Here is an 18,889-nt window from a genome sequence, read left to right as displayed (position 1 = left end):
ATGAGCAATGTGCCAGCAGAACTGAAATACAGCAAAGAACACGAATGGCTGCGCAAAGAAGCCGACGGGACTTACACCGTTGGGATCACCGAGCACGCACAAGAGTTGCTGGGTGACATGGTGTTTGTGGACCTGCCGGACGTCGGCGCGACCGTGAGCGCGGGCGACGATTGCGCTGTTGCAGAGTCGGTGAAAGCCGCGTCTGACATCTACGCGCCAGTGGGCGGCGAAATCGTGGCCGTCAACGACGCCCTGAGCGACTCCCCGGAGCTGGTTAACAGCGAGCCGTACACCGGCGGCTGGATTTTCAAAATTAAAGCGAACGACGAAGCAGAAGTTGAAGCTCTGCTGGATGCAACCGCGTACGCAGCACTGTTAGAAGACGAGTAATTGCTTTTCACCCTCTCCCGAAAGGGGGAGGGGATCCTAATATCACCGCACGTTTAGGAACCATCGCTCATGACACAGACTTTAAGCCAGCTTGAAAACCGTGGCGCCTTCATTGAACGTCACATTGGGCCGGATGCTCAGCAACAGCAGGAGATGCTGAAGACAGTTGGCGCGGATTCGTTAAACGCACTGATCGGCCAGATCGTGCCCAAAGACATTCAGCTCGCCACGCCGCCGCAGGTAGGTGACGCGACCACTGAATACGCCGCGCTGGCAGAGCTGAAGGCAATCGCCGGTCTCAACAAGCGCTTTAAGTCTTACATTGGCATGGGCTACACCCCGGTGCAGTTACCGCCGGTGATCCTGCGCAACATGCTGGAAAACCCAGGCTGGTACACCGCCTATACGCCTTATCAGCCGGAAGTCTCCCAGGGCCGTCTGGAAGCGCTGCTGAACTTCCAGCAGGTGACGCTGGATCTGACCGGGCTGGATATTGCCTCCGCATCTCTGCTTGACGAAGCGACCGCCGCCGCTGAAGCGATGGCGATGGCTAAGCGCGTCAGCAAGCTGAAAAACGCTAACCGCTTCTTCGTGGCGGCAGACATTCATCCGCAGACGCTGGACGTGGTCCGCACCCGTGCGGAAACCTTCGGGTTTGATGTGATTGTTGACGATGCGGAAAAGGTTCTGGATCACCAGGATGTGTTTGGCGTGCTGTTGCAGCAGGTTGGCACCACCGGTGAAGTTCACGACTACAGCAGCCTGATTACTGAGCTGAAATCCCGCAAAATTGTGGTCAGCGTGGCCGCTGATTTTATGGCGCTGGTGCTGCTCACCGCCCCTGGCAAACAGGGCGCAGATATTGTCTTCGGCTCTGCACAGCGCTTCGGCGTGCCGATGGGCTACGGTGGCCCGCACGCGGCCTTCTTCGCCGCGAAAGACGAATTCAAACGCTCCATGCCAGGCCGTATTATCGGTGTGTCGAAAGACGCTGCCGGTAACACCGCGCTGCGCATGGCGATGCAGACGCGCGAGCAGCATATCCGCCGCGAGAAAGCGAACTCCAACATTTGTACCTCTCAGGTGCTGCTGGCCAATATCGCCAGCCTGTACGCCGTGTTCCACGGCCCGGTCGGCCTGAAACGCATCGCTACCCGCATTCACCGTTTTGCCGATATTCTGGCGGCGGGCTTGCAGCAGAAAGGCCTCAAGCTGCGCCATGCGCACTTCTTCGACACCCTGTGTGTGGAAGTGGCTGACAAAGCGGGTGTGCTGGCACGTGCCGAAGCTGCCGAAATCAATCTGCGTAGCGATATTTTGAACGCAGTGGGTATCACCCTGAACGAAACCACTACCCGTGAAGATATCCAGGCGCTGTTCAGCGTACTGCTGGGTGATGACCACGGTCTGGACGTCGCTAACCTGGATAAAGAGGTGGCGCACGACAGCCGCTCCATTCAGGAAAGCATGCTGCGTGATGACGCGATCCTGGCCCATCCGGTGTTTAACCGCTATCACAGCGAAACCGAGATGATGCGTTACATGCACTCTCTGGAGCGCAAAGATCTGGCACTGAACCAGGCGATGATCCCGCTGGGCTCTTGTACCATGAAGCTCAACGCCGCTGCGGAAATGATTCCGATTACCTGGCCTGAGTTCTCTGAACTGCACCCGTTCTGCCCGGCCGATCAGGCGGAAGGCTACCATCAGATGATCGGTCAGCTCTCCGACTGGCTGGTGAAACTGACCGGCTACGACGCACTCTGCATGCAGCCAAACTCCGGCGCGCAGGGTGAATACGCAGGCCTGCTGGCGATTCGTCACTATCACGAAAGCCGCAACGAAGGGCATCGTGATATCTGCCTGATCCCAAGCTCTGCCCACGGCACCAACCCGGCGTCTGCACAGATGGCGGGAATGGAAGTGGTCGTCGTTGCCTGTGATAAAAACGGCAACATCGACCTGGCCGATTTGCGTGCGAAAGCAGAGCAAGCGGGTGATAAGCTCTCCTGCATCATGGTGACTTACCCGTCCACTCACGGCGTGTACGAAGAGACCATCCGCGAAGTGTGCGAAGTGGTACATCAGTTCGGCGGTCAGGTTTACCTCGATGGCGCAAACATGAACGCGCAGGTGGGCATTACTTCTCCAGGTTTCATCGGCGCGGACGTTTCGCACCTGAACCTGCATAAAACTTTCTGTATTCCGCACGGCGGTGGCGGCCCGGGTATGGGACCAATCGGTGTGAAAGCGCACCTGGCACCGTTCGTTCCGGGCCACAGCGTGGTGCAGATTGAAGGCATGCTGACCCGTCAGGGCGCGGTCTCTGCGGCACCGTTTGGCAGCGCATCCATTCTGCCAATCAGCTGGATGTATATCCGCATGATGGGCGCGGAAGGGCTGAAGCAGGCAAGTCAGGTGGCGATTCTGAATGCAAACTACATCGCAACTCGCCTGAAAGACGCTTATCCGGTGCTTTACACCGGTCGCGATGGCCGCGTGGCGCACGAATGTATTCTCGATATTCGTCCGCTGAAAGAAGAGACAGGGATTAGCGAGCTGGATATTGCTAAACGCCTGATCGACTACGGCTTCCACGCGCCAACCATGTCCTTCCCGGTGGCGGGTACGCTGATGGTTGAACCGACCGAATCGGAAAGCAAAGTCGAACTGGACCGCTTTATCGACGCGATGCTGGCGATCCGCGCGGAAATCGACCGTGTGAAACAGGGCCAATGGCCGCTGGAAGATAACCCGCTGGTGAACGCCCCCCACACTCAAAACGAGCTGGTGGCAGAGTGGAACCACGGTTATACCCGTGAGCAGGCTGTCTTCCCGGCAGGTGTGGCGAACAAATACTGGCCGACCGTGAAACGTCTCGACGATGTCTACGGCGATCGTAATCTGTTCTGTTCTTGCGTGCCAATGAGCGAATATCAGTAATACTTAAGCTTTGACAGGAGGCCGGGTAAGGCGTAGCCGCCACCCGGCTTTTTTATTGGGAGAAATATATGGCAATTGCACTGGTTACCGGCGCGAGCCGGGGAATTGGCCGAGCGACAGCCCTGCAGCTGGCAGGCGAAGGCTACAACGTGGCGGTGAATTATCACCACAATATTAAGGCCGCGACGGATGTGATCGCTCAGATTACCGATGCAGGTGGCAAAGCCTTTGCCGTGCGCGCGGATATCAGCGACGAGACGCAGGTGCTGGCGATGTTTGACAGCATTGACCGCGAGGGAGAGCCGCTGGCGGCACTCGTCAACAACGCCGGGATTTTGTGTGAGCAGAGCACCATCGAAAATCTCTCCGCCGAGCGCATCAACCGCGTGCTGGCGACCAACGTTACGGGCTATTTCCTCTGCTGTCGCGAAGCGGTAAAACGCATGTCCTTCAAACATCACGGTAAAGGCGGGGCGATTGTGAATGTCTCCTCGGCAGCATCGCGTCTGGGGGCTCCGGGCGAGTACGTTGATTATGCGGCGTCGAAAGGGGCGGTGGATTCACTCACGACCGGGCTGGCGCTGGAGGTAGCGGCGTACGGTATTCGGGTCAACGGCGTGCGTCCCGGCCTGATTTACACCGATATCCATGCGTCCGGCGGTGAGCCAGGTCGTGTGGATCGGGTGAAATCCGCTTTACCGATGCAGCGCGGCGGCCAGCCGGAAGAGGTAGCACAGGCGATTGTCTGGCTGCTCAGCGAGAAAGCGTCGTATGTGACGGGCAGTTTTATCGAGTTAGCGGGCGGGAAGTAGTGATAATGCCCGGCGGCGTTGCGCTGACCGGGCTGGAGAGTGCTGGTCGGCGCAAGCTAAGCGCCGACCGGGTATTTAGATGTTCTCGCCGTTGCTGGCAATCACCTCTTTGTACCACGCAAAGCTCTTCTTACGGGAGCGGGACATATCGCCCGTGCCGTCATCGTGCTTGTTCACATAGATAAAGCCGTAGCGCTTGCTGTACTGGCCGGTGGTGAAGGAGACGCAGTCGATGCAACCCCACGGGGTGTATCCCATCAGGTCCACGCCATCATAGGTCACGGCTTTCATCATCTCTTCCACGTGCGCGCGCAGATAGTCAATACGGTAGTCATCGTTGATACTGCCGTCTTCTTCGACCTTATCGTATGCGCCAAAGCCGTTCTCAACGATAAACAGCGGTTTCTGATAGCGCTCATACAGCTCGCAAAGGGCATAGCGCAGGCCGACCGGGTCAATCTGCCAGCCCCAGTCGGAGGCTTTCACGTGCGGGTTCGGCACGCTGCCTTCGAAGCCGGAAATCGCGTCACCGGTTCCGCCTTCGGCTTTGACGGCGTTAGTCATGTAGTAGCTGAAACCTAAGTAATCGCAGGTGCCTTCACGCAGGATCTGCTCGTCACCCGCTTCCATGTTGATGGTAAAGCCACGACGCTCCCACTCGTTCAGCACGTAGCTTGGATAGTAGCCGCGCAGCTGTACGTCGGTGAAGACATAGCGCTCACGCATGGATTCCTGAGCGAACATCACATCTTCTGGTTTGCAGGAGAACGGATAGAGCGCCACCATCGCCAGCATGCAGCCGACTTTCATTTCTGGATTGATGCGACGCGCGGCCTTCACGGCCAGCGCGCTGGCAACGAACTGGTGGTGTAGCACCTGATACATGGTCTCTTCCGGGTTTTCATGCTCGGTATAGACCACGCCGGAGCAGCAGTAGCCGAACAGCGGCGCGCGCCAGTTACGCTGGTTGTTGATTTCGTTGAAGGTCATCCAGTATTTGACCTTGCTCTTGTAGCGCTCGAAGACCACTTCGGCAAAGCGTACAAAGAAATCCACCACTTTGCGGTTGGTCCACCCGCCGTACTCCTGCACCAGATGCAGCGGCATTTCGAAGTGGGAGAGGGTGATGACCGGTTCGATGTTGTACTTCAGCAGCTCATCGAACATGTCATCGTAGAACTTCAGGCCTTCTTCATTCGGCTGAGTTTCGTCGCCTTTCGGGAAGATTCGCGTCCAGGCGATAGAGGTACGGAAACATTTGAAGCCCATTTCGGCAAACAGCTTGATGTCTTCTTTGTAATGACCGTGGAAGTCGATGGCTTCGTGGTTGGGGTAATATTTGCCCGGTACCACTTCCTGAGTGATTTCACGCGGGACGCCGTGGGCGCCGCCGGTCAGCACGTCGCAAATGCTTGGCCCTTTGCCGCCTTTATTCCAGCCGCCTTCAACCTGGTGCGCCGCTACCGCGCCGCCCCATAAAAAATCTTTTGGTAAGGTGAGTTTTTTCATGTTTGCTATGCTCGTCTTAGGATCTATTGATTCCGAGTCTAGCAAAGCAGAATTAAATGTCACGATATAACAATTAGCCTGGAATGTAATATGTTACATCAAAAAAACAGGGCGTTTTATTCCGCCAGTTTCTTCGCCAGTTTACGGCCAATAGATTCAAGAATATAAATCACCGGAATTTGAGTCGTAATATCGTAGACGCCTGCAATACGGGTTTGCGGCACGTGCCAGGAGAGATTAAAGTCCGCCAGTTTTGCCAGGCGCGAGTGCTCGTGGCTGGTGATAGAGAGCACTTTACAGTGATGCAGGCTGAACTGGCTGGCGAAGCGCAGGATTTCCTCTGTCTCGCCCGAGACGGACAAGACAATCGCCAGCGCATTTTTCGCCATATCGTTCGTTACCGGAAAATAAGGATCGTCGATATGGTTACTGAATTTACCGATGTTTGAGAAGAATCTCGCGCCATATTTTGCAAGCGATCCGGACGTGCCCGCGCCGACAAAAATAATACGCTCTGACGATAATATAATATCGACCGCCTGCTCTAATAACGCATCAAATTCTTCGTTGTTAACGCTTTTAAAAAAGCTGATAATTTCACTGGTGCCGAAATTCGCCTGCTGCGGTTCGTTTTGTTCTAAATATAATTTAAACCGCACGCGGAATTCGGAATAACCGTCACAGTTGAGCTTGCGACAAAAACGCAGCACGGTGGTGGTGGACACGCCAGCCGCATCCGCCAGCTCGCGGATGGTCATGTAGGTCACCTTGTCGCGGTTTTTGATGACATAGTTGTAGACCATCATCTCCAGATTGTTGAGACTGGCAATGGCGGAATGGGAGAACATGCTCACAGTGGCTAAACTCACTCATCAGACTTCATCTTCAGGGAATAATAACATGCAGCCTAACGACATCACTTTTTTTCAGCGCTTCCAGGATGACATTCTGGCCGGACGTAAAACCATCACCATTCGTGACGAGTCTGAATCACATTTTAAAACGGGCGATGTTTTGCGCGTCGGACGCTTTGAAGACGACGCCTATTTTTGCACCATCGAAGTGGTGGGAACATCGACCGTCACGCTGGATACGCTAACGGAAAAACATGCGCAGCAGGAGAATATGTCCCTCGAGGCGCTTAAGAAGGTGATTGCAGAGATCTATCCGAATCAAAGTCAGTTTTATGTGATTGATTTTAAATGCCTTTGATTAAAACTCACATCTGTTAGGTGAAAATCGTTTTTAATTTAATGATTTTTAAGGACTAATCTGGGATTTGGATTTATTTTAGCTAACAGGTGTTCACTGAAATCATTCTCAGTTAGCATAGTTAAGCGATACATCATGATCTTATGTTTTCCCGGAGTCCTCTATGGTTAGCAAACCATTAACTGCGCAGGGATATTCACTGGCTGAGGAAATAGCCAACAGTATCAGCCATGGCATCGGCCTGGTGTTTGGCATTGTGGGCCTGGTGTTGTTGTTGGTTCAGGCCTTCGACACCAACGCGAACGCGATGGCGATCACCAGCTACAGCTTGTACGGCGGGAGTATGATCCTGCTTTTCCTCGCCTCGACCCTGTATCACGCCATTCCGCATCAGCGGGCAAAACGATGGCTGAAGAAATTCGACCACTGCGCGATCTATCTGTTGATTGCCGGGACGTACACCCCGTTTTTACTGGTAGGGTTAAACTCGCCTCTGTCGCGCGGCCTGATGATTGTCATCTGGAGCCTGGCGCTGCTGGGGATCTTGTTTAAGCTCACCATTGCGCACCGTTTTAAAGTGCTTTCACTGGTGACCTATCTGACGATGGGCTGGCTGTCGCTGATTGTGGTCTATCAGCTGGCGGTGAAGTTAGCGGCGGGCGGCGTAACGCTGCTGGCGGTGGGCGGTGTGGTCTATTCCCTGGGCGTGATTTTCTACGTCTGCAAACGTATTCCTTACAACCACGCAATCTGGCACGGCTTTGTGTTAGGCGGCAGCGTGTGTCACTTCCTGGCGATTTATCTGTACGTCGGACAGGTTTGATTTTTGCCCGGCGGCGTTACGCTTGCCGGGCAAAAAAACTAAACACTCACTCTTCTAACGAATACGGCAGCGGCTCAATGCTCAGGGTGTTGGCATCGTCACGCACGCGGAACACGCTGTCCGGCTCCATGTCGTTATTCATCACCACCTGCACCAGCAGACGACCATCATCCAGCTGAACGGCGGCCAACACAGTGCCCGTGCGACGCCAGTTGTCGCCCATCTTCAGCTCCAGATCTTCTCCGGCTTCCGGTACGCGGCTGGCGTGGCCTGCCAGATACCACAGGGCGCGTTTGTTGGCCCCGCGGAATTTCGCACGCGCCACCATCTCCTGACCGGTGTAGCAGCCTTTCTTAAAGCTGATGCCGCCCAGCGCCTGCAGGTTCGTTGCCTGCGGGATAAACTGCCCGCTGTTAACGGCATCGATCACCGCCAACCCGGCTTCGATGTTCAGGGCCAGCCACTGCTGGCTGTTGTTGAGCTGCGCTTCACCGCGCAGCGCTTCCGTGACGCGCTCGGCGGTGGCCACATCGGTGACCAACAGGAAGCGTTCGGCAGGATGTTCAAACCACAGAATCGAGGTAGCGGCTTCGCTCACCAGCTGTTTTTCCGCATCCGGCAGTTCATTGAACAGATTTTTCAGCGCCGCGCGCGCCTGGAAACCGGCAACGCCCAGCAGAACGTGTTCGTCATCTGCGGCGATAGTGACCTTGGAAAACACCGCATATTTCTTCAGCTCAGTGAGCTGGGCATCGCGCAGGCTGCGGCGTTCGATCAGGGCGAAACCGTCCTGACGACGGAACAGGCGCAGATTGCTCCACATCTTACCTTTGGGATCGCAATGCGCCGCCAGCAGATGCTGGTGCTCAGTCATCTGGCCCACGTCGGCGGTCACCTGGCCTTGCAGATACTTTTCGGCATCCGCGCCGGTGAGGGTTGCCAGCGCCCAGTCATCAAGAGAAATCAGCGTCAGCGGCAGACGCGCAGAGGCGACAGGCTGGCGAGGAGAAAATGGAGTAAAAGCCATAGTGATGTCCTGAATTGCATAACGCTTCGATAATGCCTAATGGTAAAAGAGACTGTAGTCATTGCAAGCGCTTTCAGCAGCCCAATTGTGCCTTATCGTTGTTCTTGCGTAGCGCTACGCAAAACAGAGTAATCCGCTTAGATTGCAGGGTTTATTCTGGAAGCGTGCTTCCAGTTGTTCATATTCCAGTAATGAAACAGCAAAAAACACGTTACACTAGAAATCGTCCCTCTTAGAGGTAGAAGAAACGTTAAGCAGGAAATCGACATGGACATTAACAACAAGGCCCGTATCCACTGGGCGTGCCGTCGCGGCATGCGTGAACTTGATATTTCCGTCATGCCCTTCTTCGAATATGAGTACGACAGCTTAAGCGATGATGATAAACGTCTGTTTATCCGCCTGCTGGAGAGTGACGATCCTGATTTATTCAACTGGCTGATGAATCATGGCAAACCCGCCGACACCGAGTTGCAGCGGATGGTGCAATTAATTCAAACACGGAATCGGGAACGTGGTCCTGTGGCAATCTGATCTGCGCGTCTCGTGGCGCTCACAGTGGATGTCTCTTTTACTCCACGGCATTGTGGCGGCTTTTATTTTGCTGATGCCGTGGCCGCTTAGCTATACACCGCTCTGGATGTTGCTTCTTTCGCTGGTGGTGTTCGACAGTGTGCGCAGTCAGCGGCGTATCAACGCCCGTCAGGGTGAGATCAAACTGCTGATGGACTCGCGGTTGCGCTGGCAGGGCAAAGAGTGGGAGATCGTCGGCACCCCCTGGATGCTGAATTCCGGGATGATGTTCCGCCTGCGTAAAGAGGAAGGGGCGCGTTGCCAGCATCTTTGGCTGTCAGCAGACAGTATGGATGCCAGCGAGTGGCGAGATTTGCGCCGGATGGTGATGCAGCAGCCGACGCCAGGACGCTAAGAAATCAGCTAAACTTCTCTGCCATTTCGCCCAGAATTTGCTCGCACCAGTTTTGCAGGCGATCTTCACTGAGATCGTACTGGTTGGTTTCATCCAGCGCCAGTCCGACAAAGAGTTCGCCATCAGCGATGATCGGTTTGACGCTTGTGAACTCGTAGCCTTCTGTCGGCCAATAGCCGATAAACGTGACGCCCTTCGGCGCGAGTTTATCGTGCAGCATCCCGAGCGCATCCAGGAACCATTCGCCATAACCCAGCTGATCGCCCATGCCGTACAGCGCAATGATTTTGCCTTCAAGATTGAGCGAGTCGAGCTGATCCCAGATGGCTTCCCAGTCTTCCTGTAATTCACCAAAATCCCAGGTCGGAATGCCAAGGATCAGAACGTCGTACTGCTCCATCTCTGTGGGCGCGTCGTCTTTAAGATTGTGCAGAGTCACCAGTTCCGGGCCAATGGTGTCGCGAATTTTCTCCGCGGCCATCTCGGTGTAGCAGGTGCTGGAACCATAAAACAGACCAATATTCATCGCGTAAACTTCTCAATACTTGCTTTGACTTTGCGCGTAGTGTACCAGAAACCTGTACCATTACGTCATAATGGCCGATAGCAGAATCACAGGAGCAGACGTGGAAAAGGATCTCGCCCTCATCGAACAATTTCTCGATGCGCTGTGGCTGGAAAAAAATCTGGCGGAAAATACGCTCAGCGCTTATCGCCGCGATTTAACCCTGCTGGTGGAGTGGCTGGCGCACCGTGACCTGTCTCTTGAACAGGCGCAGCACGACGATCTCCAGGCCTTATTGGCCGAACGCATGGAGGGCGGCTATAAAGCTACCAGCTCTGCCCGCTTGCTGAGTGCGATGCGCCGCCTGTTCCAGCATATGTATCGCGAGAAGCTGCGTGCCGACGATCCCAGCGCACTGCTGGCGTCGCCCAAGCTTCCGCAGCGTCTCCCGAAAGATCTCAGCGAGGCCCAGGTCGATCGGCTTTTACAATCCCCGGCGGTTGACCTGCCGCTGGAGTTACGCGATAAAGCCATGCTTGAGGTGTTGTATGCCACCGGGCTGCGCGTCTCGGAACTTGTCGGTTTAACCATGAGCGACATCAGCCTGCGTCAGGGCGTGGTGCGGGTAATCGGTAAGGGCAATAAGGAACGGCTGGTGCCGCTCGGCGAAGAGGCGGTCTACTGGGTGGAAAACTATCTGGAGCACGGACGCCCGTGGCTTCTGAACGGTGTGTCGATTGATGTTCTGTTCCCCAGCCAGCGCGCGCAGCAGATGACGCGACAAACCTTCTGGCATCGCATTAAACATTACGCCACACTGGCAGGCATCGACAGTGAAAAACTTTCGCCGCACGTTCTGCGTCATGCCTTCGCGACGCATTTGCTCAACCATGGCGCCGATTTGCGCGTGGTGCAGATGCTGCTGGGGCACAGCGATCTTTCTACGACGCAAATCTACACCCATGTAGCGACAGAACGCCTGCGGCAGCTACACCAACAGCACCACCCACGAGCGTGAGTGCCGAACCATAGTGATAGGATTGAAAATGAAAAAATCTTTAGTGCTGTTCTCCCTGCTGGCAGCCTCTTTTACCGGTTTTGCCCATACTGATGACGCAGCGATCAAACAGTCGCTGGCAAAACTCGGCGTGACCAGCAGTGATATCCAGCCTGCGCCCGTTGCCGGAATGAAAACCGTGCTGACCAACAGCGGTGTGCTGTATGTGACCGAAGACGGCAAGCACTTCATTCAGGGCCCAATGTATGACGTGAGCGGCGCGCAGCCGGTGAACGTGACCAACCAGCTGCTGATGAAAAACCTGAACGCGCTGGAAAAAGAGATGATCGTTTACAAAGCGGCGCAGGAAAAACACGTGATCACCGTGTTCACTGATATCACCTGTGGCTACTGCCACAAGCTGCATGAAGAGATGAAAGACTACAACGCGCTGGGGATCACCGTGCGTTATCTGGCGTTCCCGCGCGCGGGCGTGCAGAGCCAGCCAGAGCAGGATATGAAAGCCATCTGGTGTGCGAAAGATCGTAATAAAGCCTTTGACGACGCCATGAACGGCAAAGGTGTGAAACCGGCCTCCTGCGATATCGATATCGCCAACCATTACGCGCTGGGCGTGCAGTTTGGCGTCACCGGCACGCCAGCCATTGTGCTGAGTAACGGTTACGTTGTGCCGGGCTATCAGGGACCAAAAGAGATGAAAGAGTTCCTCGACGCCCACCAAAAACAGTTTGGCGGTAAATAATCCGCGTGAAAACTAAGACAAAATTGCGCCGCCGCGAGGTGGATGAAAGCGTTGATTTACCTGCCGACCTGTCGCCGCTTCTGCGCCGTCTGTACGCGGGGCGCGGCGTTCGCGCGGCCAGCGAACTGGAGCGCAGCGTCAAAGGGATGCTGCCGTGGCATCAGCTCAGTGGCGTCGAAAAAGCGACAGAATTGCTCTATGACGCGCTGCGTGAAGGGACCCGTATTGTCGTGGTCGGCGATTTTGACGCCGACGGCGCGACCAGTACCGCCCTGAGCGTCCTCAGCCTGCGCGCGCTGGGCTGCGATAACGTCACCTATCTGGTGCCAAACCGTTTTGAAGACGGTTATGGTCTCAGCCCGGAAGTGGTCGATCAGGCGCACGCGCGCGGCGCGCAGATGATCCTGACCGTTGATAACGGGATCTCATCCCATGCCGGCGTCGATCGGGCACACGATCTCGGGATCCCGGTTATTGTTACCGATCACCACCTGCCGGGTGAAACGCTGCCGGCAGCTGAAGCCATCATTAACCCCAATCTGCGCGACTGTGATTTCCCATCGAAATCGCTGGCAGGCGTAGGTGTGGCTTTTTACCTGATGCTGGCCCTGCGCGCGCTGCTGCGTGATAAGGGCTGGTTTGAGGCGCGCGGAATTGCGATCCCAAATCTGGCCGAATACCTCGATTTGGTGGCGCTCGGCACGGTGGCGGACGTGGTGCCGCTGGATACCAATAACCGTATTTTGACCTGGCAAGGGCTGGGGCGTATCCGGGCGGGGAAATGCCGTCCGGGGATTAAAGCGCTGCTCGAAATTTCCAATCGCGATCCCCTCAAGCTGGCGGCAAGCGATCTCGGTTTTGCGCTCGGCCCGCGTCTTAATGCGGCAGGGCGGCTCGATGATATGTCCGTTGGCGTGGCGCTTCTGCTCTGTGACAACATCGGCGAGGCACGCGTGCTGGCCAATGAGCTTGATGCGCTGAACCAGACGCGCAAAGAGATCGAACAGGGGATGCAGGCCGAAGCCCTGACCCTGTGTGAAAAACTTGAGCGCAGCACAGACACGCTACCCGGCGGCCTGGCGATGTATCACCCGGAGTGGCATCAGGGCGTGGTCGGGATTTTGGCCTCGCGCATTAAAGAGCGTTTTCACCGTCCGGTGATCGCGTTTGCACCTGCAGGAGACGGCACGCTGAAAGGCTCTGGACGTTCCATCCAGGGGCTGCACATGCGCGATGCGCTGGAGCGCCTCGACACGCTCCATCCCAATTTGATGATCAAGTTTGGCGGCCATGCGATGGCGGCCGGTTTATCGCTGGAAGAGGCGAAATTCGACGAATTTCAGCGCCTGTTCAGCGCGCTGGTGACCGACTGGCTGGATCCGTCACTGCTGCAGGGTGAAGTGGTCTCTGATGGCGCGCTGTCTGCGGCGGAGATGACCATGGACGTGGCGCAGATGCTGCGCGACGCCGGGCCGTGGGGGCAGATGTTCCCGGAGCCGCTGTTCGACGGGCGTTTTCGCCTGCTGCAACAGCGTCTGGTGGGCGAGCGCCATCTGAAAGTGATGGTTGAGCCGGTGAACGGCGGTCCGCTGCTGGATGGTATTGCCTTTAACGTCGATACCACCGTCTGGCCCGACAGCGGCGTGCGCGAGGTCGAACTGGCCTACAAACTGGATATTAACGAGTTTCGCGGCAATCGCAGTTTGCAGATTATCATCGATCATATCTGGCCAATTTAGCGTCACTATTCTCTATAAAAAAGGGCGTGGATTCGGTACAATCCCGCTCTTATCACCGCATTTTGACTAGTCCAATAAAGAAAAAAGACCATGTTTGAAATTAATCCGGTAAAAAACCGCATTCAAGACCTCACGGAGCGCTCCAGCGTTCTTCGGGGGTATCTTTGACTACGATGCCAAGAAAGAGCGTCTTGAAGAAGTAAACGCCGAGCTGGAACAGCCCGACGTCTGGAACGAACCTGAACGCGCACAGGCGCTGGGTAAAGAGCGTTCCTCCCTTGAAGCCATCGTTGAAACCCTGGATCAAATGTCTCAGGGGCTGGAAGATGTGTCCGGCCTGCTGGAATTAGCCGTCGAAGCCGACGACGAAGAGACCTTTAACGAAACCATCGCCGAACTCGACGTGCTGGAAGATAAACTGGCGCAGCTCGAATTCCGCCGCATGTTCTCTGGCGAGTACGACAACGCCGACTGCTATCTCGATATCCAGGCCGGTTCTGGCGGGACAGAAGCCCAGGACTGGGCGAGCATGCTGATGCGTATGTATCTGCGTTGGGCGGAAGCGCGCGGTTTCAAAACCGAAATCATTGAAGAGTCAGAAGGTGAAGTCGCGGGTATTAAATCTGTGACCATCAAAATCATCGGTGATTACGCTTACGGCTGGCTGCGTACCGAAACGGGCGTTCATCGCCTGGTGCGTAAAAGCCCGTTCGATTCCGGCGGCCGTCGTCATACCTCTTTCAGCTCCGCGTTTGTCTATCCGGAAGTGGAAGATGATATCGACATCGAAATCAATCCGGCCGATCTGCGTATCGACGTTTACCGCGCATCCGGTGCGGGTGGTCAGCACGTTAACCGTACGGAATCTGCGGTGCGTATCACCCACATTCCAACCGGACTGGTGACACAGTGCCAGAACGACCGTTCGCAGCATAAGAACAAAGACCAGGCCATGAAGCAGATGAAAGCGAAGCTTTATGAGCTGGAAATGCAGAAGAAGAATGCTGAGAAACAGGTGATGGAAGATAACAAATCTGACATCGGCTGGGGCAGCCAGATTCGTTCTTACGTCCTCGATGACTCCCGTATCAAAGATCTGCGTACCGGGGTTGAAACCCGCAACACGCAGGCGGTGCTGGACGGCAGCCTGGACCAATTTATCGAAGCAAGTTTGAAAGCAGGGTTATGAGGAACCAACATGTCTGAACAACAAGCACAGGGCACTGACGCGGTAGTCGATCTTAATAACGAACTGAAAACCCGTCGCGAGAAGCTGGCTGCACTGCGTGAGCAGGGTATCCCATTCCCGAACGATTTTCGTCGCGATCATACCTCAGACCAGCTGCACGCTGACTTCGACGCGAAAGAAAACGAAGAGCTGGAAGCGCTGAACGTAGAAGTGTCCGTTGCAGGCCGCATGATGACTCGTCGTGTGATGGGTAAGGCGTCCTTCGTGACTTTACAGGACGTCGGCGGCCGTATTCAGCTGTACGTTTCCCGTGACGATCTGCCAGAAGGCATCTACAACGAGCAGTTCAAGAAGTGGGACCTGGGCGATATCCTGGGTGCGAAAGGCAAGTTGTTCAAGACCAAGACGGGCGAGCTGTCTATCCACTGTACCGAACTGCGTTTGCTGACCAAAGCATTGCGTCCGCTGCCGGATAAATTCCACGGTCTGCAGGATCAGGAAGCGCGTTACCGTCAGCGTTACCTGGATCTCATCTCTAACGATGAATCCCGTAAAACCTTCAAAATCCGTTCCCAGATTATGGCGGGTATCCGTCAGTTCATGGTTGGCCGTGATTTTATGGAAGTTGAAACGCCAATGATGCAGGTGATCCCTGGCGGCGCGTCTGCGCGTCCGTTTATCACCCATCACAACGCGCTGGATCTGGACATGTACCTGCGTATCGCGCCGGAACTGTACCTGAAGCGTCTGGTGGTTGGCGGCTTCGAACGCGTGTTCGAAATCAACCGTAACTTCCGTAACGAAGGCATCTCCGTTCGCCATAACCCAGAGTTCACCATGATGGAACTCTATATGGCTTACGCAGATTACAAAGATCTGATCGAGCTGACCGAGTCACTGTTCCGTACCCTGGCGCAGGATATTCTCGGCACCACTGAAGTGCCTTACGGCGACGAAGTGTTCGACTTTGGTAAGCCGTTCGTCAAACTGACCATGCGCGAAGCCATCAAGAAGTACCGTCCAGAGACCAACATGGCCGATCTGGATAACTTCGATTCCGCTAAAGCTATCGCTGACAGCATCGGTATTAAGGTTGAGAAGAGCTGGGGTCTGGGCCGTATCGTGACCGAGATCTTCGAAGAAGTGGCCGAAGCGCACCTGATTCAGCCAACCTTCATCACTGAGTATCCGGCAGAAGTCTCTCCGCTGGCACGTCGTAACGACGAAAACCCGGAGATCACCGATCGCTTTGAGTTCTTCATCGGTGGCCGCGAAATCGGTAACGGCTTTAGCGAGCTGAACGATGCGCAGGACCAGGCGCAGCGCTTCCAGGATCAGGTTGATGCGAAAGCTGCAGGCGACGACGAAGCGATGTTCTTCGACGAAGACTACGTGACCGCGCTGGAGCACGGTTTGCCGCCAACGGCAGGTCTGGGCATCGGTATCGACCGTATGGTCATGCTGTTCACCAACAGCCACACCATCCGCGACGTGATTCTGTTCCCGGCAATGCGCCCGGTAAAATAAGTCACTGAGATGCAAAAAGCCCCGGCGTTCATCGCGTCGGGGCTTTTTTTATGACCTTAGATCGGCGGCAAACTGCCTGAGTGCTTTATGGGCGATGGCGACCTGCGACACCATCCATGGGCTAAAGGCCCATGGCGTCGCGGCGACAGCGTGGAACAGCGACTCCAGATCAACCCACTGAACCGCCATCACTTCATCGGGATTGAGATTCAGCGGGCTGACCAGCTTTGCGGCATATACCGGGCAAATTTCGTTTTCGACGATCCCTGAGGGGTCCGTTTCACAGTAGCGAAAATCCAGCGCGATGGGCGTCAGATCTGTGATTTCGGCGCCAATTTCATACCGACAGCGGCGAATAAGCGCGTGTTCGGTACGTTCGCCGGTTTGCGGGTGGCCGCAGACGGAGTTGGTCCAGACGCCGGGCCAGGCTTTTTTGCTCAGGGCGCGACGTGTGACAAGGCACTCCCCCTGGGTGTTAAACAACCACGAAGAGAAAGCCAGATGCAGAGGGGTATGCGATGTGTGGGCGGCATACTTTTCCTGAGTGCCGATGACCTCTCCCTGGGCGTTAACCAAAATGACGTGTTCTTGTGTGCTCATTCCGACTCCAGTACCCGAACGACGGGATGGCAACATTATATCTCACTCTTTGGCCGGCGGCTTGAATGCTGAATGCGGAAAGAGTCTTTACAGCAAAGATTGGCAACAGAATTCAGGCTGCTATCATAGGACGCCATTTACGCTGACCGAGGAGCCGCTTTGTTTGCAGGAAGCCTGACAAGAAATCCCCTGATTGCCCTTTTTTGCCTGATGCTGACGCTCATGCTGGCAGGCTGTTCGGGCAGTAAATCAGCGGATTCGGGAAGCTACTCCGGCGCGGTCTACACCGTTAAGCGCGGCGACACACTCTATAAAATCTCGCGTTCAACCGGAACGAGCGTGAAAGACCTGGCTCGCCTGAACAATATTTCTGCACCTTATACCATCGAGATAGGGCAAAAGCTCAGGCTCAATAGCGGTAGCTCGACGGCGAAAAAATCCTCTTCCTCGAAAGGTAAAACCGCCAAAGTGACGCCGTCTTACGCGGTGCCGCAATCGTCCTGGCCGCCGGTCGGGCAACGCTGCTGGGTGTGGCCTGCCAGTGGGAAAGTGATTATGCCGTACTCCACCGCAGAAGGTGGTAACAAAGGCATTGATATTGCGAATGCGCGCGGAACGCCGGTCTATGCGTCGGGTGCCGGGAAGGTGGTTTACGTGGGTGACCAGCTGCGCGGTTACGGCAACCTGATCATGATTAAGCACGGTGAGGACTACATTACCGCTTACGCGCACAACGATACGCTGCTGGTGAATAACGGACAAAACGTAAAAGCCGGACAGAAAATCGCGACCATGGGCAGCACGGGAGCCAGTTCCGTTGCGCTGCATTTCCAGATTCGCTATCGCGCAACGGCGATTGATCCCCAGCGCTACCTTCCGGCGCAGGGCAGCAAACCGAAATGCTAAGCGGTTAATTATTCACCGGTTAGCAGTCGGGAGGCTTGTGTGAACATGCGTAAGGTCTATAATGCCTTACGCACCTCAAAGCGGGCGTAGTTCAATGGTAGAACGAGAGCTTCCCAAGCTCTATACGAGGGTTCGATTCCCTTCGCCCGCTCCAGCTCTACCCCACCCAGTTCAAAACACTCACACCAGCATCAATCACTGTCTTGCAAATGTATTCCCAGTCCCGTTTTTCCTTTCGCAAGGTCCGGACGTAGGGTTAACGCAGGAATCTCATAATCTCCGGCGTTCTGACGACGATAATTCAGCGGCTCTGTGTGCCATAAGGTGTCCAGCCTGTCAGTCAGCTGCTGGCGGTAACCGGCATACTTAGCGTCGTCGGTTTTCCCGGTGCGGTAAATCAGCATTGGCGGCAGCACCGTAAAGCCTGGGTAGAAAAGCATCCCGTGCTGGATTGGAAACAGAATATCGTCGATAGCACCGTTTATGCCGCGCGGAGCGTAGTGCGATTCCCAGCCGCCGGTGGTGACCAACAGCATCGCGCGTTTACCGTACAGATTCCCCTCGCCGTACCGATCGCCCCAGTGGTGGTCGCTGTGCTCGCCCACGCCGTAGGCAAAACCGTTGGCGTACACCCGGTCAAACCAGCCTTTCATGATGGCAGGCATTGAGAACCACCACAGCGGAAACTGGAAAATCACGGCATCAGCCCAGCGTAATTTTTCCTGCTCAGCAGCGATATCCGCTGCTTGTAGGGCGTTGTCGTAGGCAAAGCGGGAGTCTACGGAAGGGTCAAAACGTTCACCGCGCAACGGGGCGAGTGAATCATCGGTATCCAGGACGGTCTTCCACTTCATGCCATAGAGATCAGAAACGTGCACCTGATGACCGGTCTGCTGCAGATGTCTGACAGCCTCATCTTTCAGCTGTCCGTTAAGCGAGCGGGGTTCGGGATGGGCAAAGACAATTAATACATTCATGAGCGATTCCTGATAGAGAAAGTCCCGTCAGAATAGGGAAAT

General features: G+C 55.4%; 19 protein-coding genes and 1 tRNA gene. 14 read left to right on the top strand and 6 right to left on the bottom strand.

Going from position 1 to position 18,889, the window contains the following annotated elements; translation table 11 throughout:
* The 3 genes from gcvH (at position 1) to F153LOC_RS07660 (ending at position 4,145) form a co-directional block, all read left to right on the top strand.
* Complete coding sequence (gene gcvH, locus F153LOC_RS07670; RefSeq protein ID WP_100779029.1) at positions 1-390, top strand: glycine cleavage system protein GcvH; 390 nt, start codon at positions 1-3, stop codon at positions 388-390.
* A 69-nt stretch (positions 391-459) separates the two neighbouring features.
* Positions 460-3,333, top strand: coding sequence for an aminomethyl-transferring glycine dehydrogenase (gcvP, locus tag F153LOC_RS07665; protein WP_100779030.1), 2,874 nt, complete (start codon positions 460-462; stop codon positions 3,331-3,333).
* 68 nt (positions 3,334-3,401) lie between these two features.
* A complete protein-coding gene (locus F153LOC_RS07660; protein ID WP_102104701.1) occupies positions 3,402-4,145 on the top strand; it encodes an SDR family oxidoreductase in 744 nt (247 codons plus the stop codon).
* Between the two features lie 75 nt (positions 4,146-4,220).
* Here F153LOC_RS07660 and bglA read toward each other — a convergent pair whose 3' ends face one another.
* Together bglA and F153LOC_RS07650 are read right to left on the bottom strand one after the other, a co-directional pair.
* On the bottom strand, positions 4,221-5,654 hold the full coding sequence (bglA, locus tag F153LOC_RS07655) for a 6-phospho-beta-glucosidase BglA (RefSeq protein ID WP_102104700.1): 1,434 nt from the start codon (positions 5,652-5,654) through the stop codon (positions 4,221-4,223).
* 116 nt (positions 5,655-5,770) lie between these two features.
* Positions 5,771-6,502 (bottom strand): MurR/RpiR family transcriptional regulator, encoded by a 732-nt coding sequence (locus F153LOC_RS07650; RefSeq protein WP_102104699.1) that lies wholly within the window; start codon positions 6,500-6,502, stop codon positions 5,771-5,773.
* A gap of 52 nt (positions 6,503-6,554) precedes the next feature.
* Between F153LOC_RS07650 and yqfB the strand changes: the two genes are divergently transcribed.
* Positions 6,555-6,866 carry a N(4)-acetylcytidine aminohydrolase gene (yqfB, locus tag F153LOC_RS07645; protein WP_102104698.1) on the top strand — a complete coding sequence of 104 codons (312 nt, stop codon included), beginning with the start codon at positions 6,555-6,557 and terminating at the stop codon, positions 6,864-6,866.
* Between the two features lie 163 nt (positions 6,867-7,029).
* Entirely contained in the window at positions 7,030-7,689 is a 660-nt protein-coding gene (locus F153LOC_RS07640; protein ID WP_100779034.1) for a hemolysin III family protein, read from the top strand.
* A gap of 46 nt (positions 7,690-7,735) precedes the next feature.
* On the opposite strand, the gene ygfZ is transcribed toward F153LOC_RS07640, so the two are convergent.
* Complete coding sequence (gene ygfZ, locus F153LOC_RS07635) at positions 7,736-8,716, bottom strand: tRNA-modifying protein YgfZ (protein ID WP_102104697.1); 981 nt, start codon at positions 8,714-8,716, stop codon at positions 7,736-7,738.
* A gap of 267 nt (positions 8,717-8,983) precedes the next feature.
* Between ygfZ and sdhE the strand changes: the two genes are divergently transcribed.
* Together sdhE and F153LOC_RS07625 are read left to right on the top strand one after the other, a co-directional pair.
* Positions 8,984-9,250: an FAD assembly factor SdhE gene (gene sdhE / locus F153LOC_RS07630; protein WP_095283258.1), complete on the top strand. Its 267-nt coding sequence runs from the start codon at positions 8,984-8,986 to the stop codon at positions 9,248-9,250.
* Positions 9,231-9,644 carry a protein YgfX gene (locus F153LOC_RS07625; protein WP_100779036.1) on the top strand — a complete coding sequence of 138 codons (414 nt, stop codon included), beginning with the start codon at positions 9,231-9,233 and terminating at the stop codon, positions 9,642-9,644. The genes sdhE and F153LOC_RS07625 overlap by 20 nt, the downstream gene beginning before the upstream one ends.
* Before the next feature lie 4 nt (positions 9,645-9,648).
* On the opposite strand, the gene fldB is transcribed toward F153LOC_RS07625, so the two are convergent.
* Positions 9,649-10,170 (bottom strand): flavodoxin FldB, encoded by a 522-nt coding sequence (gene fldB / locus F153LOC_RS07620; RefSeq protein WP_102104696.1) that lies wholly within the window; start codon positions 10,168-10,170, stop codon positions 9,649-9,651.
* 100 nt (positions 10,171-10,270) lie between these two features.
* On the opposite strand from fldB, the gene xerD reads away from it, so the two are divergent.
* The 5 genes from xerD to lysS all read left to right on the top strand — a co-directional run bounded on the left by xerD (position 10,271) and on the right by lysS (position 16,364).
* Positions 10,271-11,167 carry a site-specific tyrosine recombinase XerD gene (gene xerD, locus F153LOC_RS07615; protein WP_100779038.1) on the top strand — a complete coding sequence of 299 codons (897 nt, stop codon included), beginning with the start codon at positions 10,271-10,273 and terminating at the stop codon, positions 11,165-11,167.
* Between the two features lie 28 nt (positions 11,168-11,195).
* Positions 11,196-11,909, top strand: coding sequence for a bifunctional protein-disulfide isomerase/oxidoreductase DsbC (gene dsbC, locus F153LOC_RS07610; protein ID WP_102104695.1), 714 nt, complete (start codon positions 11,196-11,198; stop codon positions 11,907-11,909).
* 5 nt (positions 11,910-11,914) lie between these two features.
* The gene (gene recJ, locus F153LOC_RS07605) at positions 11,915-13,648 is read left to right on the top strand and encodes a single-stranded-DNA-specific exonuclease RecJ (protein WP_102104694.1); all 1,734 of its coding nucleotides are present in this window, start codon (positions 11,915-11,917) and stop codon (positions 13,646-13,648) included.
* 90 nt (positions 13,649-13,738) lie between these two features.
* Positions 13,739-14,837 (top strand): peptide chain release factor 2 gene (gene prfB / locus F153LOC_RS07600; protein WP_100779041.1). Its coding sequence is split into 2 segments (ribosomal slippage): positions 13,739-13,813 and positions 13,815-14,837, totalling 1,098 coding nucleotides; the frame shifts between segments, so codons are not numbered across the junction.
* Between the two features lie 9 nt (positions 14,838-14,846).
* Positions 14,847-16,364, top strand: coding sequence for a lysine--tRNA ligase (gene lysS / locus F153LOC_RS07595; protein ID WP_100779042.1), 1,518 nt, complete (start codon positions 14,847-14,849; stop codon positions 16,362-16,364).
* 48 nt (positions 16,365-16,412) lie between these two features.
* Here lysS and idi read toward each other — a convergent pair whose 3' ends face one another.
* Positions 16,413-16,964, bottom strand: a complete 552-nt coding sequence (idi, locus tag F153LOC_RS07590; RefSeq protein ID WP_102104693.1) for an isopentenyl-diphosphate Delta-isomerase — start codon at positions 16,962-16,964, stop codon at positions 16,413-16,415.
* Between the two features lie 159 nt (positions 16,965-17,123).
* Here idi and actS point away from each other — a divergent pair, with 159 nt between their 5' ends.
* Both actS and F153LOC_RS07580 read left to right on the top strand, forming a co-directional pair.
* Positions 17,124-17,870 carry an amidase activator ActS gene (gene actS / locus F153LOC_RS07585; RefSeq protein ID WP_255409576.1) on the top strand — a complete coding sequence of 249 codons (747 nt, stop codon included), beginning with the start codon at positions 17,124-17,126 and terminating at the stop codon, positions 17,868-17,870.
* Between the two features lie 80 nt (positions 17,871-17,950).
* A tRNA-Gly gene (locus F153LOC_RS07580) sits at positions 17,951-18,024 on the top strand.
* Positions 18,025-18,061: 37 nt separating this feature from the next.
* Here the strand turns inward: F153LOC_RS07580 and F153LOC_RS07575 are convergent.
* Complete coding sequence (locus tag F153LOC_RS07575) at positions 18,062-18,847, bottom strand: NAD(P)H-dependent oxidoreductase (protein ID WP_102104692.1); 786 nt, start codon at positions 18,845-18,847, stop codon at positions 18,062-18,064.
* Positions 18,848-18,889: the final 42 nt, after the last annotated feature.

The organism is Lelliottia sp. F153 (assembly GCF_002870005.1).
GTDB classification, from domain to species: domain Bacteria; phylum Pseudomonadota; class Gammaproteobacteria; order Enterobacterales; family Enterobacteriaceae; genus Enterobacter; species Enterobacter nimipressuralis.
This window is presented reverse-complemented; position numbering and strand designations above follow the sequence as displayed.

Bases quoted from the DNA above. Each gene is read 5' to 3' on its own strand.
- F153LOC_RS07650 (WP_102104699.1), bottom strand. From the start codon at position 6,502: ATGTTCTCCCATTCCGCCATTGCCAGTCTCAACAATCTGGAGATGATG.
- fldB (WP_102104696.1), bottom strand. From the start codon at position 10,170: ATGAATATTGGTCTGTTTTATGGTTCCAGCACCTGCTACACCGAGATG.
- gcvH (WP_100779029.1), top strand. From the start codon at position 1: ATGAGCAATGTGCCAGCAGAACTGAAATACAGCAAAGAACACGAATGG.
- ygfZ (WP_102104697.1), bottom strand. From the start codon at position 8,716: ATGGCTTTTACTCCATTTTCTCCTCGCCAGCCTGTCGCCTCTGCGCGT.
- yqfB (WP_102104698.1), top strand. From the start codon at position 6,555: ATGCAGCCTAACGACATCACTTTTTTTCAGCGCTTCCAGGATGACATT.
- dsbC (WP_102104695.1), top strand. From the start codon at position 11,196: ATGAAAAAATCTTTAGTGCTGTTCTCCCTGCTGGCAGCCTCTTTTACC.
- idi (WP_102104693.1), bottom strand. From the start codon at position 16,964: ATGAGCACACAAGAACACGTCATTTTGGTTAACGCCCAGGGAGAGGTC.
- lysS (WP_100779042.1), top strand. From the start codon at position 14,847: ATGTCTGAACAACAAGCACAGGGCACTGACGCGGTAGTCGATCTTAAT.
- F153LOC_RS07575 (WP_102104692.1), bottom strand. From the start codon at position 18,847: ATGAATGTATTAATTGTCTTTGCCCATCCCGAACCCCGCTCGCTTAAC.
- gcvP (WP_100779030.1), top strand. From the start codon at position 460: ATGACACAGACTTTAAGCCAGCTTGAAAACCGTGGCGCCTTCATTGAA.
- F153LOC_RS07640 (WP_100779034.1), top strand. From the start codon at position 7,030: ATGGTTAGCAAACCATTAACTGCGCAGGGATATTCACTGGCTGAGGAA.
- sdhE (WP_095283258.1), top strand. From the start codon at position 8,984: ATGGACATTAACAACAAGGCCCGTATCCACTGGGCGTGCCGTCGCGGC.
- bglA (WP_102104700.1), bottom strand. From the start codon at position 5,654: ATGAAAAAACTCACCTTACCAAAAGATTTTTTATGGGGCGGCGCGGTA.
- F153LOC_RS07660 (WP_102104701.1), top strand. From the start codon at position 3,402: ATGGCAATTGCACTGGTTACCGGCGCGAGCCGGGGAATTGGCCGAGCG.